Raw genomic sequence first — 24,898 nt, forward strand, 5'->3', positions numbered from 1 at the left:
CCCATGCGTCGCCGTCGTCATACCGAGGAACACGAAAACCACGAACGCTGGCTGGTGTCTTACGCCGACTTCATTACCTTGCTGTTCGCCTTTTTCGTGGTGATGTACTCGATTTCCTCGATCAACGAGGGCAAGTACAAGGTCATTTCCCAGGCATTGCTGGGGGTGTTCAACGACCCTGAGCGGGCGGTCAAGCCGATCCCCATCGGCGAAGAGAAGCCGCTGAGCGTGCGCCCGGCCGAGCCGCTGGTCAATGACAGCGAGCAGACCGAGGCCGGCCTTGCGGCGACCAATGTCGACCCGTTGAAAACCATCAGTGACGACGTGCGCGATGCCTTTGGCGACCTGATCAACAGCGACCAGATGACCGTGCGCGGCAACGAGCTGTGGATCGAGATCGAGCTCAATTCGTCGCTGCTGTTCGGCAGCGGTGATGCCATGCCCAGTGACAAGGCGTTTGCCATCATCGAGAAGGTCGCCAACATTCTCAAGCCGTTCGCCAACCCGGTGCACGTCGAGGGCTTCACCGACAACCTGCCGATCCGCACCGCGCAGTACCCGACCAACTGGGAGCTGTCGTCGGCGCGGGCGGCGAGCATCGTGCGCCTGCTGGCCATGGAAGGGGTGAACCCGGCGCGCATGGCCTCGGTCGGCTACGGCGAGTACCAGCCGGTGGCCAGCAACGACACCGCCGACGGCCGTGCGCGTAACCGCCGGGTGGTGCTGGTGATTTCCCGTAACCTCGAAGTGCGCCGTAGCCTGACCGGCTCGGGCAGTGCCAACGCCACACCGGATGCTGCATTACGCCGGGCTGGCACACAAAGTGCACCGGCAACGGCAGCAACGGTGGCGGGGCAGTAACTCGTCAATTCTCTGTCACCGTTGCAGGGTAGGTAGGATTACCGCCGATCTGTGTAGGAGCGGGTTTACCCGCGAATCAGACGACGCGGTGTATGGCACCGGCTGCGCCGGTGTTCGCGGGTAAACCCGCTCCTACATTGAGCGCGTGCGCTTTCGAAATTTGAGCAAGACAGTCCCTGCCAAATCAATAGATAGAGTTTGCTTGATGAGAGTCTGGGCAGTAGCCAATCAAAAAGGTGGCGTCGGCAAGACCACCACGACCATCGCCCTGGCCGGCCTGCTGGCCGAGGCCGGCAAGCGCGTGGTCGTTGTCGACCTCGACCCGCACGGGTCGATGACCAGCTATTTCGGGCACAACCCGGATGCCCTGGAGCACAGTTGCTACGACCTGTTCCTGCACAAGGGCACGGTGCCGGAGGGCTTACCCGGGCAACTGTTGCTACCTACCAGTGACGAGCGCATTTCGCTGTTGCCGTCGAGCACCGCGCTGGCCGTGCTGGAGCGCCAGTCGCCGGGGCAGAATGGCCTGGGCCTGGTGATCGCCAAGAGTCTGGCGCAGCTGTGGCAGGATTTCGACTTTGCCCTGATCGACAGCCCGCCCTTGCTGGGTGTGCTGATGGTCAATGCCCTGGCCGCCAGCCAGCAGCTGGTCATTCCGGTGCAAACCGAGTTTCTCGCGGTCAAGGGCCTGGAGCGCATGGTGGGTACCCTGGCCATGGTCAACCGCTCGCGCAAGCAGGCGCTGCCGTACCAGATCGTGCCGACCCTGTTCGACCGCCGCACCCAGGCCTCGCTGGGCACCCTCAAGCAGCTGCGTGACAGCTACGGCCAACAGGTATGGCAAGGTTACATCCCGGTGGACACGCGCCTGCGCGATGCCAGCCGCAAGGGTGTCACGCCTTCGCAGTTCGACAGCAAGAGCCGCGGGCTGGTTGCCTACCGGGCGCTGCTCAAGCACCTGCTGACCTACAAAACTGCAGCGCAGGTGGCCTGATGACCCGAATCCAACAAACCGGCACTCGGCCACAGATGGCCCTGCAGTCGTACCTGGATGGCCTGCTGCAAGAGGCCACCGAAGCCGAAGTGCTGGACGAGCTGCCGGCCGCGACGGACGAGTTCGCCGAGGCCGTGCGCGAAGAGCAGGCCCGCGATGCCCGCCAACCGGCCCGGCCTGAACCTGCCGAAGCCCTGGCAAGCCTTGCCCCGCGGCCCTTCGCCGAGCCCCGGCCGGTGGTGTTGCCCAGCCGGGTACCGCTGGAAGCCCCGGTAGTGACAGTGGTCGAGCAAACGGTGGTGGCCGAGGCGGCCATACCGGTGCTGGTCGAAGAACCGGTGGTGGAACCGGCCGTGCCGCTGGTTGATGTGCACCTGCCGGCGCCCGATTTTCCGGTGCCGCCTGCCAGCGTCGACGGTCGCCCGGTGTGGGCGGCTGAACCGTTCGAATGCCTGCTGTTCGATGTGGCCGGGCTGACCCTGGCCGTGCCGCTGGTGTGCCTGGGCTCGATCTACAACCTGGCCGGCCAGGAACTGACGCCGCTGTTCGGCCAGCCCGACTGGTTTCTCGGCATCCTGACCTGCCAGGCCGGCAACCTGAAGGTGCTGGACACCGCGCGTTGGGTGATGCCAGACCGCTACCGCGATGATTTCCGCCAGGGCCTGCAATACGTGATTTCCGTGCAGGGCTACGAATGGGGGCTAGCGGTGCACCAGGTCAGCCGCTCGTTGCGCCTGGACCCGTCCGAGATCAAGTGGCGCAGCCAGCGGGGCCAGCGCCCGTGGCTGGCCGGCACGGTAATAGAACACATGTGTGCATTGCTCGACGTCGCCGCACTGGCCGAGCTGATCGCCAGCGGCGCGGTCAAGCAGCTGCATGCCAAACACAAATGACACCGAACACAACCGCCAGACAGCGGATTTAGAGGGCTAGGGGAATGAAAAAGTCGTCTGCACAAGGTACCGAAGATCCGATCCTGCAGTGGGTCACCTTCCGGCTGGACAACGAGTCCTACGGCATCAATGTGATGCAGGTGCAGGAAGTGCTGCGCTACACCGAGATTGCCCCGGTGCCGGGTGCGCCAAGCTACGTGCTGGGCATCATCAACCTGCGCGGCAACGTGGTGACCGTGATCGACACCCGCCAGCGCTTTGGCCTGATGCCGACCGAAGTCACCGACAACACCCGTATCGTCATCATCGAGGCTGACAAGCAAGTGGTCGGCATTCTGGTCGACAGCGTGGCCGAGGTGGTGTACCTGCGTCAGTCGGAAATCGAGACCGCGCCGAACGTGGGCAACGAAGAGTCGGCCAAGTTCATCCAGGGCGTGTGCAACAAGAACGGCGAGCTGCTGATTCTGGTCGAACTGGACAAGATGATGACCGAGGAAGAGTGGTCCGAGCTGGAGAACATCTGAGTTGATCCTACAGGTTGCTGTCATCTTCCTGGCGCTGGTCTGGGCGCTGAGCCTGTGGTTCTTCCTCAACTACAGCAAGCGCCAGCGCGAGCTGGCCGCACAACAGGCCGAAGGCGATGCGCTGCGCGACCAGCGCATCAAGGACCTGGCCAAGCGCCTGGACGACTACCAGAACGGTACCGTGCGCATGGGCGAGGCGCTGCACGAGCTGAGCGTGACGGTGGCACCGCTGACAGACAAGATCCAGCAGCTGGAGCAGCGCGACCCCAGCAATGTCACCTTCAGCCAGGCCGCCAAACTGGTGGGCATGGGGGCCAGTGTCGCCGAGCTGACCGAAAGCTGCGGCCTGACCCAGGCTGAAGCCGAGCTGATGAGCAAGCTGCACCGCAGCGGCTGAGGAAACGGGCGACGCAAGTCGCCCGGTTTGTTTCAGGGCCTGCCCCATGAGTGGTAGTTGCCGATAGTCGCTACGCTGCCCAACGCCTGGTCGATGTTGCGCGCCTGGGCAACAGGTAAGGCCAGATCTGCCATAAGGGAGCGATAACCGGTCTCCGGTATCGACTCCAGCTTGCTCAGTTGCCGCAGGAACTGCAGCCTGGGCAGGTGCCGGGCAACCATATCATTGAGCAGGCCAGGGCCGGTCATACGGCTCAGTTCCTGAGCGTAGGCTTCGTAACCGTGGGTGCCGGCCAGCGGCCTGGTGTCGTAGAACGACGGGTTGCTGCACAAGCGTGCGTTCATCTCGGCGGAAATCGCGCGCAGGGTAGGGTTGTTGGCGTGGCTGCCGATGATGTTGCTGTTGTAGTCACAATGCATGCCCACCAGCTCGTTGTTCACCGGGCTGCCGAGGACCAGGCCATCGGGCGTGGTTTTCAAGGCCACCGAGCTGATCATCGCGAAGCTGTCGGGGTTGTCTTCAAAGCTGCGCAAGGTGTCATCGACGTCCATGTAAATGCCGCCCTGCGCATCGAGCAACGGGTAGCGCAGGATGTCGGAGGCTGACGCGAAGTTTGCCCCGTCGCTGTCCAGGGCCTGGCGGTACTGATGGTAGAAGTCAGACTGCTCGAAAGCGGTGTAGAAGGGCTGTTCTTCCAGGGTCTTGACCTGAAGGTTCGACGCCGCGGTCAGCTTGGCCCGGTTCTTCATGAACGCTTTGGGGTTGGCCTTGGACAGATAGAAGTCATAGGTGAAGCCCGTGCCCTCAAGGCGTTTGGCATTGCTGGCGATGTTCTCTACCAGCTCATCGGGAATGCTTTTGTTGCCGACCCAGATGCTGAGGATTCGCTTCGGCAGCGGCGTTACGTGCGCGCTGTCGACCAGTGGCACGCTGAGTGGCAGTTGCAGCTCGACATCCAGATTACGCAAGGTGTACATGCGCATCGCATCGCTGGCGCCCCGCGTGACCGGGTTGACCTCGTACAGATCGCGAGTACCCGCAGTTACCTGGTAATAGTTGGGCAGCACTTCGTTGGCATCCTCTTTGAGGATGAAGGCATCGTGTTGAATGTCGTACAGAACTTCGACTTCGTTGCCGTCCTTGAGTGCCAGCAGCGCGGTGGTCCCCGTTGCATGATTCAACGGGCCTCTGGCTATTCGTGCAGCGGCCACCGGTGGTTCGGCCGGCACGAAGAAGTCTGCCACTGCCTCTTCAGGCAACCGCGGAGGGCTATTGGGGCTCATGGGGTAACCCCACTGATCGTTCAAGCGCGTGGGCACGATGAAGCGCGAGCTTTTGCCTGGGAACAGCATTCGCGGGCGGGCTGCCGGGAGCATGGCGAACGGGGCGGCATTGAGCAGGCCGAAGGCGATGTCGCCAACGCCTGCGTCCTTGTCTGCAAGGCTTTTACCGTTGATCGCCTGATCAAGCCCCAGGCCAACCTGCGCGATACCGCCGACCGCCAGTAACGGTATGAGCTCGGGCACTACCAGGGCCAGCGGCGCCAGCAGGTTGAGCGTGGTCACCAGGTAGCCGCGCCAGCGCGCCTTGGTCACTTGCGCATCGCTAGTAATGATGAAGTCGGCATCGGCATAGCTGCGTTCGTGTTGGCGCTGTGTCAGGGCGGCGAACAGGTCGCCCTCCAGCTGCGGGCTGTACTTGTCGGCCTTGTAGTTGACGTACTCGCTCGGAGGCCAGTGGCCATCAACGGTAAACCCTGGCCGGTTGGGCGATCGATGGTGCATGCCCGGATAGGCGCCAAGGCCGTCCAGGGCTGTGTCCAGGCCGCTGAAGTCCAGGCCGTCAGGGGTGTCGGCCAGTTTGAAATACTGGCGCAGGCTTTGACGTTTTTCATCATCACCGCATTGGTCAGCGAACCAGGTCTTCAGGCCATCCATGTCGTCGAATTCATGGAAGGGCGATGAGTTGCCAGGCACGTACAGCAGTACTGGCTGCTGTGCCGGGGCAGCGATGTAAATCAAGTCAGTGGCGGTGTAGCCATAAACGTTCAAGGCCCTGACCTCCAAGCCGGGAACGCTTTGCATGATGCCCGCAGCCTGCCAGATCAGTTGGCGGCCTGCATCACTCAACGAGCCTTCCTGGACCTGTTTGTTGCAGGCAGCGATGAAGCTGATTTGCAGGGACTGTCGATGAGTTTCCCTGGCCTTGTTCCAGTAACCGTCCAGCATGTTGGTGAAGCGCTTGTGGAAGTCCAGGTTCCGGATGAACTGCTGCATGGCCTCGACATCGACCGCCAGGTGCGTGGTGCTGTCGTAGCGGGCCGGAGTAGTCCTGCAGAACAGGCCGTTGAAAACCGCGTAGTGGCCACCGCTGTCAAGCACACCGGGTTCTGGCAGGCGTTCGACGATAGTCAACGGTCTATTTGGCAAAGTGCCTGCCCAGTGGCCGGGGAACAGCTGGCCGATCAAGTTCTTGTCGGTTTCACCTTGCCAGTTCGCGAGTACCGCCTGGGTGAGCGAAAGGTGCTGCGTGATGACGGCCTTGTCGCCACGGTAGTGCAGGGTGACGACGTCGGTCTTATCGGGGTCTAGGTCATGGCCCTGTTGTCTGGCCCATTCACGGATAGCCTGGCAAGCCAGGCGGTCAGGGCGGGGAATGTGCTGCAGGTGGGTGCGGACAAACTGCTCGCCCGCGTGGTTTACCAGGGTGCCTGCCATGGGGGTCTGCCTGTGCGGATAAGTGAGGCACTACGGTATCCAGGCTGAGGGTTCAGGCTGTTCTACATGGTTACCACCTTGCGCGACTGTTCGTCTTGCGCCATCCCTGTAGGAGCGGCCTTGTGTCGCGATAGGGCCGCAGAGCGGCCCCAGATTTCAGCTTCGCCGCCTATATTGCCGGGGCCGCTCTGCGGCCCTATCGCGACACAAGGCCGCTCCTACAGGGACCGCGCAAGGCTGGCACAGCTTAAGTCCTGCTCCAGGAATGATTGCCGCCAACCTTGGCAAAGCGGTTCAGTGGCAACAGTGTGCGGATCGCTTCCTGGCTGCGCGGCAGGTCGACGAACTTGTAGGCGTTGATCCGCGGCATGCCGTACAGGTTGATAAGCTGGCGCAAGGTACGCAGCGCCGGCAGGTGGCGGTCGACTACATCGCTGAACATGGCTGGGCCGGTCATGCGGCTGAGTCGGTTGGCATAGCGGTAAAAGTTTGCCGGGTCATCGGCCAGGCTTGGCTTGCTGTCATAGAAATCCTGGTTGGTCTGGTACCGCGCATGCATCTCTTCGGAAATGGCTACCAGGGTGGGGTTACCGGGGTGGCTGCCAATCAGGCTGGTGTTGTACAGGCAGTTCATGCCCAACTTTTCGTTGGACATGGGCGGTGCCAGCAGCAGGCCGTTGGGCGTGGTGCGCAATTCGACCTGGTCGATGGTTTCGCCAGTGGCCAGCAGGGTGTCGTCCACATCCATGTACAAGCCCCCTTCATGGTGCAGCATCGGGTAGCGCAGCACATCCGAGGCCGAGGCGTAGTTGCTGGCGATACCGCCATTGCCGTCCAGTGCGGCGTCGTACTGGGGGTAGTATTTGCTCTGGCGAAAAGCCCTGAAGAAAGCTTGCTCTTCCAATGGCAGCACCTGTAGCCCGGGCGCTTGTTCAGCCAGCAGGCGCAGGTTCTCGGCGTAGGCCTCGGGGGCGGCGCTGGACAGGTACAGGCGCAGGCTGTATTGGCTGTCGTTGAGGCGCTCGGCGTTGCTGCCCAGGTTGGCCAGCAGTTCAGAGCTGATGACTTTGTCACCCACCCAGAGGCATGCGACCTGCTTGGGGATCGGTTGGCTTTCTACGGCCAATGCCGGGATTTCCACTGGCAGCGCAAGGTCGACGCCCAGTGCGCGCAGGCTGCGGGTGCGCATGGCGTTGGTGACTACGCGGGTGCTGCGAACAGGCTGCAGGTCCCTGGTTCCAGCCCTGGCGACGTAGCCGACCGGGTCGATTTCGTTGAGGTCCTGTTCACGAATGAAGACATCGCGTTCCAAGTCGTAGACCACGCGTTCGTTATAGGTGTCGATGCTGGCATCGAGGTTGTCGATATCGCGGCTGTAGAGCGGCATGCGGATAACCGAATCGGCGATGGCCTGGTCGCCGTCCGGCAGTGGTGCAATGGCCTCAGGCATGTGGAAGTACTGCGCACCTTCAGGCTCGGGGACGCGGGGCGGCGAGACTGGGCTCAATGGGTAGCCGATCTGCTCGTTCAGTCGTATTGGCGGGACGAAACCATCGGTTTTGAACTCGAACAGTGCCTTGGCCCTGGTAGCGCCAACGATTGCTAGCGGCGCGGCATTGAACAGGCCCCAGGTGATAGTGCCAACGCCGTCTTGCTGCTCTTGTAGCGTGGCGCCGTTGATCGCTTGGTCCAGCCCCAGGCCAAGCTGCACGATACCGCCCACGGCCAATAGCGGGGCCAGGCCTGGGACTACCAGGCACAGCGGGGCCAGCAGGTTGAGCGTGGTAGTCAGGTAACCGAGCCAGCGCGCTTTGCTGACCTGGCTGTCGCGGGTAATGAGGAAATCGGCGTCATCGTAACTGCACTGGCGCTGGCGCTCGGCCAGGGCCTGGAACAGGTCGCCGTCAATCCTCGGGCTGTAGGTGTCGGGCCGGTAGTTCACGTAGGTGCGCGGTGGCCAAGTGCCGTCGTCGTTGAAATAGCCATGCTCAGGTGGTAGCTGATGGCGTCTGGGGTACTCGGCCAGCCCTTCGAGGGCGGTATCCAGGCCGCTGAAGTCGAGGCCCTGCGGGCGGTCGGCCAGCCGGAAATGCTGCTTCAGGGCCTGGCGCTTGAGCGGGTCTTTGCACTGCTGGCCAACCCAGTCCTGCAACTGCGTGTGGCTGCTGAACTCCAGCAACGGCGAGCTGTTGCCGGGTACGTACAGCACGCTCAGGTCACTGGCAGGGTCGTTCAGGTACAGCAGGTCGGTGGCGACGTAGCCATAGATGTTCAGCATGCTCAAGCGCAGGGTGATGCCACCTGGCATCAGCCCGGCGGCTTGCCATATGAGCTTTCTGGCTGCTTCGCTGAGGCTGCCTTCAGCGACCTGCTGGTTACAGGCGGCGATGAAATTGAGTTTGCAGGCCAGGCGGTGGTTGTGCAAATGCTCGCCCCAGTAGCGGTCCAGCTGGGCCTTGAATGGCGTATGGAAGTCCAGGGCTTCGATAAAGTGCTGAAAGGCTTCGGCGGCTACCGGCAGGTGGGTAGAGGTGTCATAGCGTTGCGGCGTGGTGCGGCGGAACAAACCGTTGAACACCTCATGCGAGGCTCCGTAATGGTTGAAGCCAGGCGCCGGCAAGGTTTCTACAAGCCGCAGCGGGCCATTGGGCAAATGGCCCGCCCATGGCGTGCGAAACAGGGTACCGAACAGGTCATTGTTGGATTCTCCTTGCCAGTTGCTCAGCAGCGCCTGGGGCAAGCTCATGCATTGTGTAACAGCTGCGAGGTAGCCAGTGTGGCCATCTGGGCAGTAATGCAGCGCCACGACGTCGATCTGCTCGGGGTCGAGGTCATGGCCTTGCTGCTTGAGCCACTGCCGGATTGCCCGGCTGGCTTCGCGGTCCGGGCGGGGCACATGGCTGAGATGATCGCGGACGTATTGCACGCCGGCAGCATTGATACGGCTTGAGGACATGGTATTCACCTTGCTCATTGACGGGAATGACAAGGCTGAACGGCGGGTGCCGACCGGGGTGGTAGATAGCTACCGATGGCCCCCAGGTGGCAGCAGCGCGGTTACTGGGGTGATGTCGCGCGGCGCCTCGGGCTCGTCGCTGAAACCGGCGGGCACCTTGCCCCGTAGTTGCCAGGCGAAGGCAATGATTTCGGCAATGGTCAGGTACAGCGCTTCGGGGATCTGCTCGCCCAGTTCCAGGCGCGCCAGCAGGCGCACCAACTCCGCGTTTTCGTAGATCGGCACCTCGTGCTCGCGTGCCAGGGCCAGGATGGCCTCGGCCAGCGCATCGTCACCCTTGGCGCTGAGGGTGGGGGCTTGCTGGCCGTCGTAGCTCAGGGCAATGGCCTGGCGGGCGTGCTGCTGTGTCATGCGTTTTCATCCACCCAGCGTTGTTCCACCCGCGTGCGCGGGCCTTGTGGCGGGGTGCCGGGGTGGCACGCCAGGTCGCCGACGTCTAGGCCTCGGGCCAGCAGGCGCTCGCGCAGGGCGCCGAGCTGGGTATCGATCAGCCGCGCGGTTGGCTCGCGCTCTGCCCACAGCTGCCCGTTGAGACGGCCTTGGCTCAGTTGCGCCTGCACCTGCATGGGGCCGAGTGGTGCCAGGTCGAAAGCCAGTTCGATGCGCCACAGGGCTTGCAGCGGGTCTTGAGCCTCATGCTGGCGGTCGGCCTGTTGTTGCGGGGTTTCTTCGCGTTGCAGTTTGACCTGTAGCGGGATGAACTCCTGGCCATAACGAATCGGCACTTCAGTCTGCCAGGTGGTCTGCAGGTTGCCGTTTTCCAGCGTGCCGGACTGTTGCAGGCTGCTCATGGCGTGGCTCTGCAGGCGCGAAACGGCCGCCGCAGCCAAGCGTAGCAGCTGCTGCAGGTCCCCTTCGTCTTCCAGGGCCTTGAGCAGGCGGGAGGGCAGCGGGAACGCTCCGGGTTGAGGCTTGGGGCTGACCCGTTCGAGCATGCCCAGGGCGCTGCGTGCCAGTGCCGGCATGGTCACGGCCAAGCTGGCAGGTGCCAGGTTAGGGGTGCCTGCCGGCAGGCTTTGGGCCTGGGCTACCAGCCGCAGCAGGTGCGCCTTGAGGTCGGTGGCGACACTGGCAGGGAAACCGCCCAGCAGTTTTGCTTCAAGGAAGGCGCCGCTGTTGTTCAGGGCCTGGGCCACACCCTTGGCGTCGCCCAGCTGGCGGGCGTCGGGCAGGCTGGCCAGCAGGCGTTCGGCGCTGGCGCGCAGGTCGCCCGCGGCGTCCGGGGCGCGGGTGAGCTGTTGCAGGGCATTGAGCAGGCCGGGCAGCGAGGCCTGGCGGTTTTGCTGGGTCAGCAACTGCTGGGCGATGTTCAACTGGTCCTGCCTGCCGCTGAGCGGCACAAAGCGCAGCGACTGGTCGCCCTGCACCAGTGCGCTGAGCAGGCTGCCGATGGCCAGCGGGCGAGGGCTGTCGATGCTCAGGGTGGCGCCGGCCTGGGCGCTGTTGAGCAGGCTGACCAGCGCCCGGTAGACCGGTGCTTGCCCGGGCGCCTGGGCCAAGGCCTGGTTGGTCACGACCTTGCCTTGCAGTAAGGTGCCGACTGGGACTTTGCTGATGTCCAGGCGGGTGAGGATGGCGACCTGGCTGGCGTTGGCCTGCTGCAGCATGATTGCCAGGCGATTGCTTTCGGTCTGGCTGACGGTGACCTGGCTGCCCGGGGGCAGTGGCTGGCTGGCGCTGGCCTGCAGTTGGGTCTGTACGCCGTTGGCCTGAATCAGCCGCAGCACCAGCTGAAAGTCCTGACCGGCCTGGCGCAACGACACGACTTCGGCTTGCGCGGTCTCGCCAGGCGCCAGCAAACCGGGCTGGGCCTGGATCAGGCGCAGCAGTTCGCCGGTCATGCCCGCCTTCATGGCTTGGCTGTTGATCGCGGTTTGTGCGCCGAGACTATTGATTTCAGTCATGATTGTATACAACCTGTCGAACCCGGCCTCTTGGCAGCGCGGCGGCGCGTGTAATAATGCCGGGCGCCCGTGGTTGCCAGTATAACGGCAGCGTAGGGGGCGACTTGAGACACAAGGCTTCAGGTTGGTGTTGCCTGGTTCGCGGGTGAACCCGCTCCTACAACGGGTTGTGCAGCCTTCCAGGGCTGCGCTGTACCTGTAGGAGCGGGTTTACCCGCGAACCAGGCAACACCGATCCAAAGCCCTACAAAAGATAAGGCGAAACCGTGACCCTTCACCTCCAAGCCGCAGGCCTGGCCTGCGAGCGCGACTGGCGCCTGCTGTTCGAGCAGCTCGATTTCGAGCTGGGTGCTGGCGACATGCTGCAGATCAGCGGCCCCAACGGCAGTGGCAAGACCAGCCTGCTCCGCCTGCTGGCCGGCTTGATGCAGCCCACCGCCGGGCAGATCCTGCTGGGTGGCAAGCCGCTGGCCGAGCAGCGCCATGCCCTGGCCAGCATCCTGCTGTGGATCGGCCATGCCGCCGGCATCAAGGACCTGCTCACTGCCGAGGAAAACCTCACCTGGCTGTGCGCCCTGCACCAGCCGGCCAGCCGCGAGGCAATCTGGGCGGCACTGGCGGCGGTAGGCCTGCGCGGTTTCGAAGACGTCCCCTGTCACACCCTGTCGGCCGGCCAGCAGCGCCGCGTGGCCCTGGCCCGCCTGCACCTGGCCGGCCCGCCGCTGTGGATTCTCGACGAACCGTTCACCGCCCTCGACAAGCAGGGCGTGGCGCAACTCGAAGCGCACCTGGCGGCCCACTGCGAGCAAGGCGGCACGGTGGTGCTGACCACCCACCATACGCTGGACCGCAAGCCCTCCGGTTACCGTGAACTGAACCTGGGGCAATGGGCGGCATGAGCGTATTCATCCTGTTGTTGCGCCGCGAAGCGCGCCTGTTGTTCCGCCGCCCGGCGGAGCTTGCCAACCCGCTGGTGTTCTTCGCCATCGTCGTGGCCATGTTCCCGCTCGCCGTCGGCCCGGAAAGCCAATTGTTGCAAACCTTGTCGCCAGGCCTGGTCTGGGTCGCCGCATTGCTCGCGGTGCTGCTGTCGCTGGACGGCCTGTTCCGCAGCGATTTCGAGGACGGCTCGCTGGAGCAGTGGGTGCTGTCGCCGCACCCGCTGGCACTGCTGGTGCTGGCCAAGGTGCTGGCGCACTGGATCTTTTCCGGGCTGGCGCTGGTATTGTTGGCGCCGCTGCTGGCGCTGATGCTGGGGCTGCCCAGCCATTGCCTGCCGGTGCTGCTCGGCTCGCTGTTGCTGGGCACGCCGGTGTTGAGCCTGCTGGGTGCGGTGGGCGCAGCGCTGACAGTCGGCCTGAAGCGTGGTGGTTTGTTACTGGCGTTGCTGATTCTGCCGTTGTATATCCCTGTATTGATCCTGGGCAGTGGTGCGTTGCAAGCGGCGTTGCAAAATATGCCGGCAACCGGCCACCTGCTCTGGCTCGCCAGCCTCACGGCCCTGGCTGTGACCCTGGCACCCTTTGCGATAGCGGCCGGCCTGAAGATCAGCGTCGGCGAATAACGAGTCCCGGGCTTTCAAGCCCGGCAAATACCCTGGATGTACCCTGATGAAAATAAGCTGGACGTGGTTCCACAAGCTGGGCTCCCCGAAATGGTTCTATGCCATCAGCGGCCGCATGCTGCCGTGGCTGGCCGGCGCCGCCGTGCTCCTGTTGCTGGTGGGCATCACCTGGGGCCTGGCCTTCGCCCCGCAGGACTACCAGCAAGGCAACAGCTTCCGCATCATCTATATCCACGTGCCGGCGGCGATGCTGGCGCAGTCCTGTTATGTGATGCTGGCGGTGGCCGGTGTGGTGGGGCTGGTGTGGAAGATGAAACTGGCCGACGTCGCCCTGCAATGTGCCGCGCCAGTCGGCGCCTGGATGACCGCCGTGGCGCTGGTTACCGGTGCCATCTGGGGCAAGCCGACCTGGGGCAGCTGGTGGGTGTGGGATGCCCGCCTTACGTCCATGCTCATCCTGCTGTTCCTGTACTTCGGCATTATTGCGCTGGGCCAGGCGATCAGTAATCGTGACAGTGCGGCCAAGGCCTGTGCAGTGCTGGCGATTGTCGGTGTGGTGAACATCCCGATCATCAAGTACTCGGTGGAGTGGTGGAACACCCTGCACCAGGGCGCCACCTTCACCCTCACCGAAAAACCGGCGATGCCCGCCGAAATGTGGCTGCCGCTGCTGTGCACGGCCCTGGGCTTCTATTGCTTCTTCGGTGCCGTGCTGCTGTTGCGCATGCGCCTTGAAGTGCTCAAGCGCGAAGCACGCGCCAGTTGGGTCAGGGACGAAGTGTTGAACAGCCTGGGGCGGAGGGCCGCACAATGAGCTTTGCCACCTTCGGTGACTTTCTCGCCATGGGCCACCATGGCCTGTACGTGTGGTCGGCCTATGGCATCTGCCTGGCCGTGCTGGCGCTGAATGTCGCCGCACCGCTGCTGGCCCGCCGTCGCTACCTGCAAGAAGAGGCGCGCCGTTTGCGCCGGGAGAACAACCAGTGAATCCGCAGCGCAAGAAACGCCTGTTGCTCATCGTCGGCCTGCTGGTCGGCGTCGGGGTTGCCGTCGGCTTTGCCTTGAGCGCATTGCAGCAGAACATCAACCTGTTCTACACCCCGACCCAGATTGCCAACGGCGAAGCGCCGCTGGATACCCGCATCCGTGCCGGCGGCATGGTCGAGAAAGGCTCGGTGCAACGCTCGTCCGACTCGCTGGACGTGCGCTTCGTGGTAACCGACTTCAACAAGTCGGTGCCGATCACCTACCGGGGCATCCTGCCCGACCTGTTCCGCGAAGGGCAGGGCATCGTCGCCCTGGGCAAACTCAATGGCGAAGGCGTGGTAGTGGCCGATGAAGTGCTGGCCAAGCACGACGAAAAATATATGCCGCCCGAGGTTACCAAAGCCCTGAAGGAAAGCGGCCAGGCCGCTGCCGGCGGGGAGGCCAAGCCATGAACGCCGCACTGGTAATACCCGAACTGGGCCAACTGGCGATGATCCTGGCCATCTGCTTTGCCGCCGTGCAGGCCAGCGTGCCGCTGCTCGGTGCCTGGCGCGGCGACAGCCTGTGGATGAGCCTGGCGCGGCCGGCGGCCTGGGGGCAGTTCGCCTTCCTGGCGTTTGCCTTCGCCTGCCTGACCCATGCCTTCATGACCGACAACTTCTCGGTCGCCTATGTCGCCAGCAACTCCAACAGCGCCTTGCCGTGGTACTACAAGTTCAGCGCCGTCTGGGGCGCCCACGAAGGCTCGCTGTTGCTGTGGGCGCTGATCCTCGGTGGCTGGACCTTTGCCGTGTCGGTGTTCTCGCGGCAGTTGCCGCAGGTGATGCTGGCCCGTGTGCTGGCGGTGATGGGCATGATCAGCGTGGGCTTCCTGAGCTTCCTGATCATTACGTCCAACCCGTTCCAGCGCCTGTTGCCGCAGGTGCCGACCGATGGCCGTGACCTCAACCCATTGCTGCAGGATTTTGGCCTGATCGTTCACCCGCCAATGCTGTACATGGGCTACGTGGGTTTCTCGGTCGCCTTTGCCTTTGCCATCGCCGCCTTGCTCGGCGGCCGCCTGGACGCCGCCTGGGCACGCTGGTCGCGGCCGTGGACCATTGTCGCCTGGGCCTTCCTTGGCGTAGGTATCACCCTCGGCTCGTGGTGGGCCTACTATGAGCTGGGCTGGGGCGGCTGGTGGTTCTGGGACCCGGTGGAAAACGCCTCGTTCATGCCCTGGCTGGTGGGCACGGCGCTGATCCACTCGCTGGCAGTGACCGAAAAGCGCGGGGTCTTCAAGAGTTGGACCGTGTTACTGGCAATTGCCGCGTTCTCGTTGAGCCTGCTGGGTACGTTCCTGGTCCGTTCCGGCGTGCTGACCTCGGTGCATGCGTTTGCCGCCGACCCTTCGCGCGGTGTTTTCATCCTGATCTTCCTGCTGTTCGTGGTCGGTGGCTCACTCACCCTGTTCGCCCTGCGCGCGCCGGTGGTCAAGAGCCAGGTCGGCTTTGCCCTGTGGTCGCGTGAAACGCTGCTGCTGGCCAACAATTTGGTGCTGGTGGTGGCGGCCTCGATGATTCTGCTCGGCACCTTGTACCCGCTGGTGCTCGATGCGCTGACCGGGGCCAAGCTGTCGGTCGGCCCACCGTACTTCGACGCGTTGTTCCTGCCGCTGATGGCGCTGCTCATGGTGGTGCTGAGCATTGGCGTGGTGGTGCGCTGGAAGGACACCCCGGGCAAGTGGCTGGTCAGCATGATGACCCCGGTAATGATCGGCAGCGCCATCCTCGCGCCGGTAGCCGGTTTTATCGTCGACGACTTCGACTGGCCGACCCTGACCGCCTTCGCCCTGGCCGCCTGGGTGGTGCTCGGCGGGTTGCGCGACATTCTCGACAAGACCCGCCACAAGGGCCTGGTCAAGGGCCTGCCGGGCCTGGGCCGCAGCTACTGGGGCATGCAGCTGGCGCACCTGGGGCTGGCGGTGTGCGCGCTGGGCGTGGTGCTGTCGAGCAACAACAGCGCCGAACGCGACCTGCGCATGGCCCCGGGCGAAAGCGTGGAACTGGGCGGTTACCACTTCCTGTTCCAGGGCGCCAAGCACTTCGAAGGGCCGAATTTCATCTCCGACAAGGGCACCATCGTGGTCAGCCGCAATGGCCGCGAAGTGTCCACCCTGCACCCGGAGAAGCGCCTGTATACCGTGCAGCAGTCGATGATGACCGAAGCCGGCATCGACGCCGGTTTTACCCGTGACCTGTACGTTGCCCTTGGCGAGCCGCTGGAGAACGGAGCCTGGGCGGTGCGCGTGCACATCAAGCCTTATGTCCGCTGGATCTGGCTAGGCGGTCTGCTGACCGGCCTGGGCGGGTTGTTGGCGGCCCTCGACCGGCGCTACCGCGTCAAGGTCAAGACCCGGGTGCGTGAGGCCCTGGGCGTGTCTGGAGCAGCTGCATGAAGCGTTGGATCATGGTAGTCCCCCTGGCAGTGTTCCTGCTGGTGGCGGTGTTCCTCTACAAGGGGCTTTTTCTCAAGCCCGACGAGCTGCCTTCGGCAATGATCGGCAAAGCGTTCCCGGCGTTTTCCCTGGCCTCGACCCAGGGCGATCGCACCCTGACCCAGGCCGATTTGCACGGCCGCCCGGCCCTGGTCAACGTGTGGGCCACCTGGTGCCCGTCGTGCAAGGTCGAGCATCCGTACCTGAACCAGCTGGCCCAGCAGGGCGTGGTGATTCACGGGGTTAACTACAAGGACGACAACGCCGCTGCACAGAAGTGGCTGGCCGAATTCCACAACCCCTACCAGTTGGACATCCGCGACGAGCAGGGCAGCCTGGGCCTGGACCTTGGCGTGTACGGCGCACCGGAAACCTTCCTGATCGATGCCAAGGGCGTCATCCGCTACAAGCACGTGGGCATCGTCGATGCCACCGTGTGGCGTGAGCAGCTGGCACCGCTGTACCAGGGCCTGGTCGATGAGGCCAAGCCATGAAGCGCTGGCTGGCAGCCGCCGTGCTGGGCCTGAGCGTGATGGGCGTAGCCAAGGCGGCCATCGACACCTACCAGTTCCGCGACGATGCCGAGCGGGAGCGCTACCAGCAGCTGACCAAGGAACTGCGCTGCCCCAAATGCCAGAACCAGGACATTGCCGACTCCAACGCGCCGATTGCCGCCGACCTGCGTCGGGAAATCTTCCGCATGCTGGGTGAGGGCAAAAACAACGAGCAGATCGTCGATTTCATGGTCGACCGCTATGGCGATTTTGTGCGCTACAAACCGGCGCTCAGCGGGCGTACCTGGCTGCTGTGGTTCGGCCCCGGGATACTGCTGGCCGGTGGTTTCGTGGTGTTGGCGGTGATCGTGCGCCGGCGCCGCGGTAGCACCGTGCAGGGCGCCAACGAGTTGTCTGCCGAAGAACGCGAGCGTCTCGCCAAACTGCTGGAAAAAGAACAGACCCATGATTGAATTCTGGCTTAGCGCGGGCCTGCTGCTGCTCGCTGCACTCAGCTTCTTGCTGATCCCGATCCTGCGTGGCCGTCGTCGCCAGCCGGAAGAAGACCGCACGGCCCTGAACGTGGCCCTGTTCCAGGAACGCGTCGCCGAACTCGCCGCCCAGCAGGCCGCCGGTGTACTGGACCAGGCGCAACTGACCAAGGGCCGTGATGAGGCTGCCCGTGAACTGCTGGCCGATACCGAAGGCGCAGACGCCCCGCGCCAGGGCCATCTGGGCAAAACGCTGCCGCTGCTGGCGGCCGTGCTTGTCCCGCTGATGGCGCTGGGCCTGTACCTGCATTTTGGTGCGGCCGACAAGGTGGAGCTGACCCAGGAGTTTGCCGAGGCGCCGAAGTCGATGGAAGAAATGACCGCGCGCCTGGAGCGTGTGGTGCAGGCCCAGCCGGATTCGGCCGAGGCCATGTACTTCCTCGGCCGTGCCTACATGGCCGAGCAGCGCCCGGCCGATGCCGCGCGCACCTTCGAGCGCGCCGTGGCCTTGGCCGGTCGCCAGCCAGAGCTGTTGGGGCAGTGGGCGCAGGCCCTGTATTTTGCCGCTGACAAGCAGTGGAGCCCGCAGGTGCAAGGCCTGACTGACGAAGCGCTGAAGGCCGACCCCAACGAAGTCACCAGCCTGGGCCTGCGTGGTATCGCTGCCTTTGAGGGTGAGCGTTACCAGGAAGCCATCGATTACTGGAAACGCCTGCTGGCGCAGTTGCCGGAAGGCGATGCCTCGCGCGCGGCCCTGCAGGGCGGTATCGACCGCGCGGCCGAGCGTTTGGGGGGGGCGCCAGCCCAGGCTGCCGAGCCTGCGCCGGTGGCCGCGCGCCTGAAGGTGCGAGTCGAGCTGGCGGCAGCGTTGCAGGGCAAGGTCAAGCCCGACGACACCGTGTTTATCTTTGCCCGCGCCAGCAATGGCCCGCCGATGCCGCTGGCGGCCAAGCGAGTGACGGTGGCGCAGTTGCCGATCGAGGTAGAGTTGTCCGATGCTGATGCGATGATGCCGCAGATGAAACTGTCCGACTTTGCCGAAGTCCAACTGGTTGCACGTGTTTCGCGTGCTGGCCAGCCGACCCACGGTGAGTGGATTGGCCAAGGGGCGCCGCTGCCGAGCGCTACCCAGGCCACCCAGCACCTGACCATTGACAGCCCCGACCCGTAAGAGAGCAACGCCATGCACAGCACTGTCCGCCTGACCCTGATCACCCTGGCCCTGGGTTTGTCCGCGTGTACGGTGCAGCAGCCGTATGAGCAGCCCGAGCCACCGATAGAGCGGGTGCCGCCGCAGGGGCCGGTGGTCAAGCCCTTGCCGGGCGGGCAGCCTTCTACTCAACCGAGCAAGCCAGCGGCGATTCCCAAGCCCATGCCGCGGACCTCGGCGAGCTTTGCGCCGCCGCCTGGCGGGGCGAGCCACTGGGACCCGAAACTGGGTGTGTATGTCCTTGAGAAGCAGCCCAACACTTTTTACCGGCAGCGGACCTATTACCGGTTCGATAACGGCTGGAGCTGGTCGCTGAGCCCGAATGGGCCTTGGCAGGAGACGGACAGCAGTGGGGTGCCGGGTGGGTTGGGGCGGGCGTTCGCCCAGTAGAGAGCTATCAGTGCGTTCGTCGTGAGTTTTGTAGGGTTTGCGAGATCGAGCGCCGCCCGCGCGGCGCTCGATCGGCCAGGCGCCGCATTACTAGCGGCGAGCACCCCGAAGCCCTCACACAATCTCCCGGCGTATTACACCAATACAGTACAGTTTTACCCGCAAATACCGATTGACTGTACTGCACGGTAAATCCGCATAATGCCCCTTCAACTATGGAGGTGGCATGCACAAGACAGTCCTGGTCCTGGTGGAAACCGTCGATGATTACCTGCCTATGCTCGAAGAGGCCGGTTACCGCCTCATCCGGGCTCCATCACCGCAACAGCGGGCCAATGCCATCCAGCGCCGCGCCAACGAAATCGACGCGGTGCTTACCCGTGGCCCGCTGGGCCTGTCCGCTGCCGAAATCAACGCATTGCCTAACCTGCAGATCATCTGCGTAATCGGCGCGGGCTACGAGCAAGTCGACCTGCCCGCCGCCACCGCACGCGGCATCACCGTTACCAACGGCGCGGGGGCCAATGCTGCTGCCGTTGCCGACCACACCCTGGCCCTGCTGTTGGCCCTGCTGCGCGACATCCCCCGCGCAGATGCCAGCACCCGACGCGGCGAGTGGAACCGGGTGATCAGCCCCTCGGTAAGTGGCAAGCGCCTGGGCATTCTCGGCCTGGGCGCAGTAGGCCTGGCCATCGCCAAACGCGCCCACCTCGGCTTTGACATGCCCATCAGCTACCACAGCCGCACGCCCCGCCACGATGTGCCCTACACCTGGTACGACAGCTCGCAACAGCTGGCCGATGCCGTGGATATCTTGGTCGTAGCCACCCCGGGTGGTGCCAACACCCAGCATCTGGTCGATGCCCAGGTGCTGGAGTCGCTGGGCGCCGAGGGCTACCTGGTGAATATCGCCCGGGCCAGCGTGGTCGACACCCAGGCCCTGGTTGGCGCACTGCAACGTGGCCAACTGGCCGGCGCCGCGCTGGATGTGTTCGACGACGAGCCGGCAGTGCCCGATGCACTGAAAGCCTTGGCCAACACCGTGCTAACGCCCCATGTGGCCGGCCAGTCGCCTGAGGCGGCGCGCGACACGGTGACCCTGGTGCTGCGCAACCTGCAGGCGTTCTTTGCCGGTGAGCCGGTGCTGACCCCGGTCCGCCCGTAACCCTATTCAGACATCTGCCCGGCAGCGCCCGGGCTACAAGGAGCGTGTGCATGCAACTCGAAATCTTCCAGGTCGATGCTTTTTCCGCTGAGCCGTTCGGTGGCAACCCGGCGGCGGTGATCCCGCTGCAAAGCTGGCTGCCGGACGATGTACTGCAGCGCATCGCCGAAGAAAACAACCTGTCGGAAACCGCCTACTTCGTGCGCAATGGCGAGACCTTCGACCTGCGCTGGTTTACCCCGACCGTGGAAGTCGACCTGTGTGGCCACGCCACCCTGGCCTCGGCCTATGTACTGTTCGAGCAACTGGGGGAGCAGGCGCAGGTGCTGCGCTTCAATACTCGCAGCGGCGAGCTGCGCGTCAGCCGTAGCGCCGATGGCCTGCTGGCCATGGATTTCCCGGCCAAACAGCCCATCGCCGAGGATATCCCGGCGGGCCTGTTGCAGGCGCTGGGCCTGAGCCAGGCGCAGGCACTGTACCGCAGTGACGATTACGTGGTGGTGATTGACGACGCCTTGCTGCTCGACACACTTAAGCCAGACTTCGTTGCACTGTCGGCCTTTGATGTGCGCGGCATTGCCGTGACTGCAGCACGGCGTGGCTTTGATTTCGTCACCCGCTGGTTCGGCCCACGGGTAGGCGTGAACGAAGACCCGGTGACCGGTTCGGCGCACACCTCGCTGGCGCCGGTGTGGGCCGAGCGCTTGGGCAAGAACGTGCTCAGCTGTGAGCAGGGCGGGGCGCGCAAAGGGCAGTTGCAGTGTGAAGTACCGGGCAATGGTCGGGTGATCATCAGCGGGCGGGCGGCGTTGTACCTGCGCGGTACGGTCTATATCTGACAGGCCAACGCTGTCCTTGTCGGAGCGGCCTTGCGTCGCGATCGGGCCGCAACGCGGCCCCGCGATTTTCGCGTTAATGCATAAACCCTGGGGCTGCTTTGCAGCCCATCGCGACACAAGGCCGCTCCTACAGAAAAGCGCGCATCTATAATTGCTGGCCCAACCCCCGTTCAAGGAGCCAGCCATGGCCCTGGAAAAACACGGCACCTGCCTGTGCGGCGCTACCCGGCTCACCGTCACCGTCGACAACACCCACATCAGCGCCTGCCATTGCCGCATGTGCCGCAAGTGGACCGGCGGCCCACTGCTGGTGGTTGATTGCAGCAAGCCGCCGCTGATCGAGGGGCGTGCGCCCAGCGTCTATGACTCGTCCGACTGGGCACAGCGCGCTTTTTGCGGCCAGTGCGGCACGCACCTGTATTACCGGCTCAAGGCCAATGACTTCCATGCCATACCGGTCGGCCTGCTCGACGGCGACCAGGACTGGGATTTCAACATGCAGATTTTCGTCGAAGAGAAACCCGCCTGGTACTGCTTCGCCAACCAGACCAAGGAACTGACCGGCCAGGAAGTGTTCGAGCAGAACAGCGGGCAGTAGGGGGATGTGGTCGATGCCCCGGCACGAAACGCCACGCGAGCTTGCCAAACCAGTGCATTCCTGAGAAAAGATCGGCTTTGTTTTCAAGCGTTGGAGTATGCCCGTGAGCCGAGAACTGCAGATCATCGAACTGGTCGAGGGTGATGGCAAAGCCGCCGTCAAAGGCGCCCTGATCACTACCCAGTACACCGGCTGGCTGGCCGATGGCAGCGAGTTCGATTCGTCCTGGTCGCGCGGCAAGCCGTTCCAGTGCGTGATCGGCACCGGCCGGGTGATCAAAGGTTGGGACCAAGGCCTGATGGGCATGCGCGTGGGCGGCAAGCGCAAGCTGCTGGTACCGGCGCACCTGGGCTACGGCGAGCGCAGCGTCGGGGCGATTCCGCCGAATTCGGACCTGACCTTCGAGATCGAGTTGCTGGAAGTGCTGACGCGGGATGATTGATGAAAAGGACTACACACGCTGTCGACTGCGGCCTGATTGAGGTGGTGGTCCGGGTCGGCTAACCTTGCAGACTCTTCGAAACAGCAAGGGTAGCCAATCCATGAAATCGCACTTTTCATCACGAGTGGTTCGTGAAGCAAACGCGTTGCTGGTGGCATCGGGCGCACGAATGGAAATTTCGTTACCGCGTGAACTGACGAATGTAGTGACCAATCCCCGAAAAACACGCTCGGAACTGAAGGCTGCGTTTGCGGCAGCGTATTCCCGCTTGCGCAAGGAATAAGAGCCCCATGGCTGGCGGCTGCTACAACCACATCTATTCGGTGCTTGTGGAGAATGAGCAGGATACGCTCGGTATCATTGCCTACTCATTGTACAAGCGGCAAAAAATCGAGTTCATACAGGCCTTCAAGGAAAAGAATGGCAGGGAGCCGAGGGATGAAGACCTGGCTCCTTTTCACGACGTCAGCAACAGCCCCTCGCAGATCGAGGGCTACCGTAATCAGGCCAGTCAGCTTGCTCAAGGGTTTCTTGATGCCTCGGTTGCGGCTCAGGCTTTAGAGCTTGAGCAATACTAATCCGACAAGGCCAGTACCGAAATCAGGCAAGCCAAGCCTGGGTTCTGGCTGGGTGTAACGCAAAGTCTGGTGGGGTCGATTCTTTTCGTATTCTTGCTGGGTTTCTTGGTGTTTTTCACATGGAGTTTGAACCAAGGGCCGAAGCAGGTCATCGAGCAAGTGTTCGATGTAACCATCCTCGATTCGGTTTCTCACGGAGAGCCAGCAGGTTCATAGTAAGAGCGCTAGGCAGACAACGGACACATTTGTGCAACACCCATCCCCTAATCTAGGCCTTGCCTAGGGAACGGCATCCACCTCCAGGGAGGAACCAAACGGGTTCAGGGCACTCTGACCCTCACGCGTTGCCAAGGATGGCATTCACTACTGATGGCGCCCCGCAATGCCGGGGCGATGTGGCGGGTAACCTGATTTCTCTGCCACACGAGCCTGTTTTGATGAAGTTGCCAACATTCTTCCGCCGTCGCCGTCACTTGCTGCTGAGCCTGGTGCTTACAGCCGTCGCCGTACCGCTGGCGCTGGAGGCTGTCGAAAGCCGTGCGCAACCGGTGGACGGTACTCAGACGCTGGTATTCCTGCGCCATGCCGAGAAGCCGGGCGAGGGCCTGGGCCAGTTGAACTGCCAGGGGCTCAACCGGGCGCTGGACCTCGCCACGCTGCTGCCCGAGCGCTTCGGCAAGGCCGATTACGTGTTTGCCGCCAACCCCTCGCGGCATGTCGAGGAAGGCAGCAAGGACGAAAGCTACAGCTACATTCGCCCCTTGATGACCATCACTCCCAGTGCCATCCGCCTCGGCTTGCCGGTGAACATCGACTACGGTGCCAACGACACCGACGAACTGGCCGATGAGTTGCTCAGCGACAAGTATCGCAACGCGACCGTGTATACCGCCTGGTCCCATGGCTACCTGCCGGAGCTGATCAACACCGTGGCCGGCAAGGCGTTGGGTGAAGACCGGGTGATCACCGAAGACTGGAGCGGCGATGACTTCGACACCCTCTACGTGCTGACCCTGACCTGGCATGACGGTAAGGCCAGCCTGCTCAGCCGTAACGTGCGCCAGGGCTTGAATGACGGTGCGCATAGCTGCCCGACCTGATCCGCTGTTACTGTTCAGGCATGGCGTTGGAACAGGGATGAGCGATGACGCAGCAGGTAACAATAATCGGTGGTGGGGTGGTGGGGCTGGCGACGGCCTACGCGCTTGTTCGTGAGGGGTACTGCGTAGACCTGATCGAGGCCCGCGACAGCCTGGCTTCGGCCACCAGCTTCGCCAACGGCGGGCAGTTGTCCTATCGCTACGTGGCGCCGCTGGCCGATGCCGGGGTGCCGTGGCAAGCACTGGGCTGGTTGCTGCAAGGTGAATCGCCGCTGCGCCTGCGTTTGCGCCTGGACCCGGCGCAGTGGCGTTGGTTGCTGGCGTTTACCCTGGCGTGCCGACGCAGCGTCAATCGGCGCAATGCCGGGCAATTGCTGGAGTTGGCGTTGTACAGCCAACGCGTGCTGGCGCAATGGCGCGCACAGCAGAACCTGGGTGATTTTGCCTGGCGGCGCAATGGCAAGCTGGTGGCTTTCCGCAGTGAGAAGGCTTTTGCCCATGGTCGAGAGCAATTGACTGATCCAGCAGGCCAGCGAGTGCTGACGGCTGCCGAGCTGCGGGCACTGGAACCTGCACTGGATGGCGCACCGTTCGTGGGTGGCGTGTACACGCCAGACGAAGAAGTCGGCGATTGTCACTTGTTTTGCCAGCGTCTGGAGGCGCTGTTACGCGCTTCGGGCCAGTGCCGCTTTGTGCTTGGCCAGACAGTGACGAAGCTGGTTTCGCGCCAGGACCAAGTCGTAGCGCTACAAGTGGGCGAGGAGCAGTGGGCCGTGCAGCAGTTGGTACTGTGCGCCGGGCACCGCGGCCCGGGGCTGGCGTTGCCGCGTTTGCAGATTCCGGTCTACCCCTTGAAAGGCTACAGCCTGACGGCGCCGATCGCTGCCGATCACTGTGCGCCGGAGGTGAGCCTTACCGACTATGAGCGCAAGATCGTCTACGCCCGCCTGGGGCAGCAGCTGCGGGTGGCGGCGATGGTGGATATTGTCGGCTTCGACGAGTCGGTGGAGCGGCGCAGGTTGCAAAGCATGCGGCGGCTGGCGCTGGAGACGTTGCCGAAGGCAGCGGATTATGGCCAGGCGGTGGAGTGGGCGGGGATGCGGCCGGCGACCCCGACCGGGGTGCCGATCATAGGTGGCACGGTGTATCGCAATGTGTGGCTGAACCTGGGGCATGGGGCTTTGGGGTTCACCCTGGCCTGCGGCAGTGCGCAGCGGTTGGCCAGGATGATGGGTTAGCAGGGCCGGCCTCTTCGCGG

The 24,898-nt window shown here is 63.6% G+C and carries 27 protein-coding genes; 23 read left to right on the forward strand and 4 right to left on the reverse strand.

The features are described 5' to 3' along the window. The first annotated feature begins 3 nt into the window (after positions 1-3). From motD to ACIP02_RS05135, 5 genes are all read left to right on the forward strand, one after another. Positions 4-861, forward strand: coding sequence for a flagellar motor protein MotD (gene motD, locus ACIP02_RS05115; protein ID WP_400613845.1), 858 nt, complete (start codon positions 4-6; stop codon positions 859-861). Positions 862-1,066: 205 nt separating this feature from the next. Next, positions 1,067-1,855 (forward strand): ParA family protein, encoded by a 789-nt coding sequence (locus tag ACIP02_RS05120; protein WP_400613848.1) that lies wholly within the window; start codon positions 1,067-1,069, stop codon positions 1,853-1,855. After that, a complete protein-coding gene (locus tag ACIP02_RS05125) occupies positions 1,855-2,748 on the forward strand; it encodes a chemotaxis protein CheW (RefSeq protein WP_400613850.1) in 894 nt (297 codons plus the stop codon). The genes ACIP02_RS05120 and ACIP02_RS05125 overlap by 1 nt, the downstream gene beginning before the upstream one ends. Before the next feature lie 44 nt (positions 2,749-2,792). Then, positions 2,793-3,272: a chemotaxis protein CheW gene (locus tag ACIP02_RS05130; protein ID WP_400613852.1), complete on the forward strand. Its 480-nt coding sequence runs from the start codon at positions 2,793-2,795 to the stop codon at positions 3,270-3,272. A gap of 1 nt (position 3,273) precedes the next feature. Beyond that, a complete protein-coding gene (locus tag ACIP02_RS05135; RefSeq protein ID WP_300031043.1) occupies positions 3,274-3,669 on the forward strand; it encodes a DUF2802 domain-containing protein in 396 nt (131 codons plus the stop codon). 32 nt (positions 3,670-3,701) lie between these two features. Here the strand turns inward: ACIP02_RS05135 and ACIP02_RS05140 are convergent, their stop codons facing one another. The 4 genes from ACIP02_RS05140 to ACIP02_RS05155 form a co-directional block, all read right to left on the reverse strand. Further along, a complete protein-coding gene (locus tag ACIP02_RS05140) occupies positions 3,702-6,386 on the reverse strand; it encodes a dermonecrotic toxin domain-containing protein (protein WP_400613855.1) in 2,685 nt (894 codons plus the stop codon). Between the two features lie 247 nt (positions 6,387-6,633). Next, positions 6,634-9,342 (reverse strand): dermonecrotic toxin domain-containing protein, encoded by a 2,709-nt coding sequence (locus ACIP02_RS05145; protein WP_400613857.1) that lies wholly within the window; start codon positions 9,340-9,342, stop codon positions 6,634-6,636. Between the two features lie 69 nt (positions 9,343-9,411). Continuing rightward, the gene (locus ACIP02_RS05150; protein ID WP_400613860.1) at positions 9,412-9,753 is read right to left on the reverse strand and encodes an EscU/YscU/HrcU family type III secretion system export apparatus switch protein; all 342 of its coding nucleotides are present in this window, start codon (positions 9,751-9,753) and stop codon (positions 9,412-9,414) included. Then, positions 9,750-11,306, reverse strand: coding sequence for a flagellar hook-length control protein FliK (locus ACIP02_RS05155; RefSeq protein WP_400613862.1), 1,557 nt, complete (start codon positions 11,304-11,306; stop codon positions 9,750-9,752). Before ACIP02_RS05155 ends, ACIP02_RS05150 begins: the two co-directional genes overlap by 4 nt. Before the next feature lie 266 nt (positions 11,307-11,572). Between ACIP02_RS05155 and ccmA the strand changes: the two genes are divergently transcribed. The 18 genes from ccmA (at position 11,573) to ACIP02_RS05245 (ending at position 24,878) form a co-directional block, all read left to right on the forward strand. After that, complete coding sequence (gene ccmA / locus ACIP02_RS05160; RefSeq protein ID WP_400613864.1) at positions 11,573-12,205, forward strand: cytochrome c biogenesis heme-transporting ATPase CcmA; 633 nt, start codon at positions 11,573-11,575, stop codon at positions 12,203-12,205. Next, on the forward strand, positions 12,202-12,870 hold the full coding sequence (gene ccmB, locus ACIP02_RS05165; RefSeq protein ID WP_012051653.1) for a heme exporter protein CcmB: 669 nt from the start codon (positions 12,202-12,204) through the stop codon (positions 12,868-12,870). Before ccmA ends, ccmB begins: the two co-directional genes overlap by 4 nt. Positions 12,871-12,916: 46 nt before the next feature. After that, the gene (locus ACIP02_RS05170; protein WP_400613866.1) at positions 12,917-13,684 is read left to right on the forward strand and encodes a heme ABC transporter permease; all 768 of its coding nucleotides are present in this window, start codon (positions 12,917-12,919) and stop codon (positions 13,682-13,684) included. Beyond that, positions 13,681-13,857, forward strand: coding sequence for a heme exporter protein CcmD (ccmD, locus tag ACIP02_RS05175; protein WP_012273475.1), 177 nt, complete (start codon positions 13,681-13,683; stop codon positions 13,855-13,857). The genes ACIP02_RS05170 and ccmD overlap by 4 nt, the downstream gene beginning before the upstream one ends. Then, on the forward strand, positions 13,854-14,309 hold the full coding sequence (gene ccmE, locus ACIP02_RS05180; protein ID WP_400613869.1) for a cytochrome c maturation protein CcmE: 456 nt from the start codon (positions 13,854-13,856) through the stop codon (positions 14,307-14,309). Before ccmD ends, ccmE begins: the two co-directional genes overlap by 4 nt. Next, complete coding sequence (locus ACIP02_RS05185) at positions 14,306-16,294, forward strand: heme lyase CcmF/NrfE family subunit (RefSeq protein WP_400613871.1); 1,989 nt, start codon at positions 14,306-14,308, stop codon at positions 16,292-16,294. The genes ccmE and ACIP02_RS05185 overlap by 4 nt, the downstream gene beginning before the upstream one ends. Next, positions 16,291-16,827 (forward strand): DsbE family thiol:disulfide interchange protein, encoded by a 537-nt coding sequence (locus tag ACIP02_RS05190; RefSeq protein ID WP_201206476.1) that lies wholly within the window; start codon positions 16,291-16,293, stop codon positions 16,825-16,827. The genes ACIP02_RS05185 and ACIP02_RS05190 overlap by 4 nt, the downstream gene beginning before the upstream one ends. Continuing rightward, entirely contained in the window at positions 16,824-17,300 is a 477-nt protein-coding gene (locus ACIP02_RS05195; protein ID WP_400613873.1) for a cytochrome c-type biogenesis protein CcmH, read from the forward strand. Before ACIP02_RS05190 ends, ACIP02_RS05195 begins: the two co-directional genes overlap by 4 nt. Then, on the forward strand, positions 17,293-18,489 hold the full coding sequence (ccmI, locus tag ACIP02_RS05200) for a c-type cytochrome biogenesis protein CcmI (protein WP_400613875.1): 1,197 nt from the start codon (positions 17,293-17,295) through the stop codon (positions 18,487-18,489). Before ACIP02_RS05195 ends, ccmI begins: the two co-directional genes overlap by 8 nt. Positions 18,490-18,501: 12 nt before the next feature. Next, a complete protein-coding gene (locus ACIP02_RS05205) occupies positions 18,502-18,918 on the forward strand; it encodes a hypothetical protein (RefSeq protein ID WP_400613878.1) in 417 nt (138 codons plus the stop codon). Positions 18,919-19,144: 226 nt separating this feature from the next. After that, a complete protein-coding gene (locus tag ACIP02_RS05210) occupies positions 19,145-20,083 on the forward strand; it encodes a 2-hydroxyacid dehydrogenase (RefSeq protein WP_400613880.1) in 939 nt (312 codons plus the stop codon). Positions 20,084-20,133: 50 nt separating this feature from the next. Continuing rightward, positions 20,134-20,922 (forward strand): PhzF family phenazine biosynthesis protein, encoded by a 789-nt coding sequence (locus tag ACIP02_RS05215; protein WP_400613882.1) that lies wholly within the window; start codon positions 20,134-20,136, stop codon positions 20,920-20,922. Between the two features lie 184 nt (positions 20,923-21,106). Beyond that, positions 21,107-21,520 carry a GFA family protein gene (locus ACIP02_RS05220; protein ID WP_400613884.1) on the forward strand — a complete coding sequence of 138 codons (414 nt, stop codon included), beginning with the start codon at positions 21,107-21,109 and terminating at the stop codon, positions 21,518-21,520. Between the two features lie 103 nt (positions 21,521-21,623). Further along, entirely contained in the window at positions 21,624-21,962 is a 339-nt protein-coding gene (locus ACIP02_RS05225) for an FKBP-type peptidyl-prolyl cis-trans isomerase (RefSeq protein WP_400613886.1), read from the forward strand. Between the two features lie 100 nt (positions 21,963-22,062). Next, complete coding sequence (locus ACIP02_RS05230; RefSeq protein WP_400613888.1) at positions 22,063-22,245, forward strand: hypothetical protein; 183 nt, start codon at positions 22,063-22,065, stop codon at positions 22,243-22,245. A 7-nt stretch (positions 22,246-22,252) separates the two neighbouring features. Further along, entirely contained in the window at positions 22,253-22,540 is a 288-nt protein-coding gene (locus tag ACIP02_RS05235; protein WP_400613890.1) for a hypothetical protein, read from the forward strand. A gap of 437 nt (positions 22,541-22,977) precedes the next feature. Beyond that, the gene (locus ACIP02_RS05240) at positions 22,978-23,640 is read left to right on the forward strand and encodes a histidine phosphatase family protein (RefSeq protein ID WP_400613892.1); all 663 of its coding nucleotides are present in this window, start codon (positions 22,978-22,980) and stop codon (positions 23,638-23,640) included. Between the two features lie 44 nt (positions 23,641-23,684). Next, positions 23,685-24,878 carry a D-amino acid dehydrogenase gene (locus ACIP02_RS05245; RefSeq protein ID WP_400613894.1) on the forward strand — a complete coding sequence of 398 codons (1,194 nt, stop codon included), beginning with the start codon at positions 23,685-23,687 and terminating at the stop codon, positions 24,876-24,878. The last annotated feature ends 20 nt before the right edge of the window (positions 24,879-24,898 follow it).

This window comes from Pseudomonas sp. NPDC089408, from assembly GCF_044749445.1.
In the GTDB taxonomy this organism is placed as follows: domain Bacteria; phylum Pseudomonadota; class Gammaproteobacteria; order Pseudomonadales; family Pseudomonadaceae; genus Aquipseudomonas.

What these genes read in the sequence shown, in the direction of transcription:
- motD (WP_400613845.1), top strand. Translation starts at nt 4, where the DNA reads ATGCGTCGCCGTCGTCATACCGAGGAACACGAAAACCACGAACGCTGG.
- ACIP02_RS05120 (WP_400613848.1), top strand. Translation starts at nt 1,067, where the DNA reads ATGAGAGTCTGGGCAGTAGCCAATCAAAAAGGTGGCGTCGGCAAGACC.
- ACIP02_RS05125 (WP_400613850.1), top strand. Translation starts at nt 1,855, where the DNA reads ATGACCCGAATCCAACAAACCGGCACTCGGCCACAGATGGCCCTGCAG.
- ACIP02_RS05130 (WP_400613852.1), top strand. Translation starts at nt 2,793, where the DNA reads ATGAAAAAGTCGTCTGCACAAGGTACCGAAGATCCGATCCTGCAGTGG.
- ACIP02_RS05140 (WP_400613855.1), bottom strand. Translation starts at nt 6,386, where the DNA reads ATGGCAGGCACCCTGGTAAACCACGCGGGCGAGCAGTTTGTCCGCACC.
- ACIP02_RS05145 (WP_400613857.1), bottom strand. Translation starts at nt 9,342, where the DNA reads ATGTCCTCAAGCCGTATCAATGCTGCCGGCGTGCAATACGTCCGCGAT.
- ACIP02_RS05150 (WP_400613860.1), bottom strand. Translation starts at nt 9,753, where the DNA reads ATGACACAGCAGCACGCCCGCCAGGCCATTGCCCTGAGCTACGACGGC.
- ACIP02_RS05155 (WP_400613862.1), bottom strand. Translation starts at nt 11,306, where the DNA reads ATGACTGAAATCAATAGTCTCGGCGCACAAACCGCGATCAACAGCCAA.
- ccmB (WP_012051653.1), top strand. Translation starts at nt 12,202, where the DNA reads ATGAGCGTATTCATCCTGTTGTTGCGCCGCGAAGCGCGCCTGTTGTTC.
- ACIP02_RS05170 (WP_400613866.1), top strand. Translation starts at nt 12,917, where the DNA reads ATGAAAATAAGCTGGACGTGGTTCCACAAGCTGGGCTCCCCGAAATGG.
- ccmD (WP_012273475.1), top strand. Translation starts at nt 13,681, where the DNA reads ATGAGCTTTGCCACCTTCGGTGACTTTCTCGCCATGGGCCACCATGGC.
- ACIP02_RS05185 (WP_400613871.1), top strand. Translation starts at nt 14,306, where the DNA reads ATGAACGCCGCACTGGTAATACCCGAACTGGGCCAACTGGCGATGATC.
- ACIP02_RS05190 (WP_201206476.1), top strand. Translation starts at nt 16,291, where the DNA reads ATGAAGCGTTGGATCATGGTAGTCCCCCTGGCAGTGTTCCTGCTGGTG.
- ACIP02_RS05195 (WP_400613873.1), top strand. Translation starts at nt 16,824, where the DNA reads ATGAAGCGCTGGCTGGCAGCCGCCGTGCTGGGCCTGAGCGTGATGGGC.
- ccmI (WP_400613875.1), top strand. Translation starts at nt 17,293, where the DNA reads ATGATTGAATTCTGGCTTAGCGCGGGCCTGCTGCTGCTCGCTGCACTC.
- ACIP02_RS05205 (WP_400613878.1), top strand. Translation starts at nt 18,502, where the DNA reads ATGCACAGCACTGTCCGCCTGACCCTGATCACCCTGGCCCTGGGTTTG.
- ACIP02_RS05210 (WP_400613880.1), top strand. Translation starts at nt 19,145, where the DNA reads ATGCACAAGACAGTCCTGGTCCTGGTGGAAACCGTCGATGATTACCTG.
- ACIP02_RS05215 (WP_400613882.1), top strand. Translation starts at nt 20,134, where the DNA reads ATGCAACTCGAAATCTTCCAGGTCGATGCTTTTTCCGCTGAGCCGTTC.
- ACIP02_RS05220 (WP_400613884.1), top strand. Translation starts at nt 21,107, where the DNA reads ATGGCCCTGGAAAAACACGGCACCTGCCTGTGCGGCGCTACCCGGCTC.
- ACIP02_RS05230 (WP_400613888.1), top strand. Translation starts at nt 22,063, where the DNA reads ATGAAATCGCACTTTTCATCACGAGTGGTTCGTGAAGCAAACGCGTTG.
- ACIP02_RS05235 (WP_400613890.1), top strand. Translation starts at nt 22,253, where the DNA reads ATGGCTGGCGGCTGCTACAACCACATCTATTCGGTGCTTGTGGAGAAT.
- ACIP02_RS05240 (WP_400613892.1), top strand. Translation starts at nt 22,978, where the DNA reads ATGAAGTTGCCAACATTCTTCCGCCGTCGCCGTCACTTGCTGCTGAGC.
- ACIP02_RS05245 (WP_400613894.1), top strand. Translation starts at nt 23,685, where the DNA reads ATGACGCAGCAGGTAACAATAATCGGTGGTGGGGTGGTGGGGCTGGCG.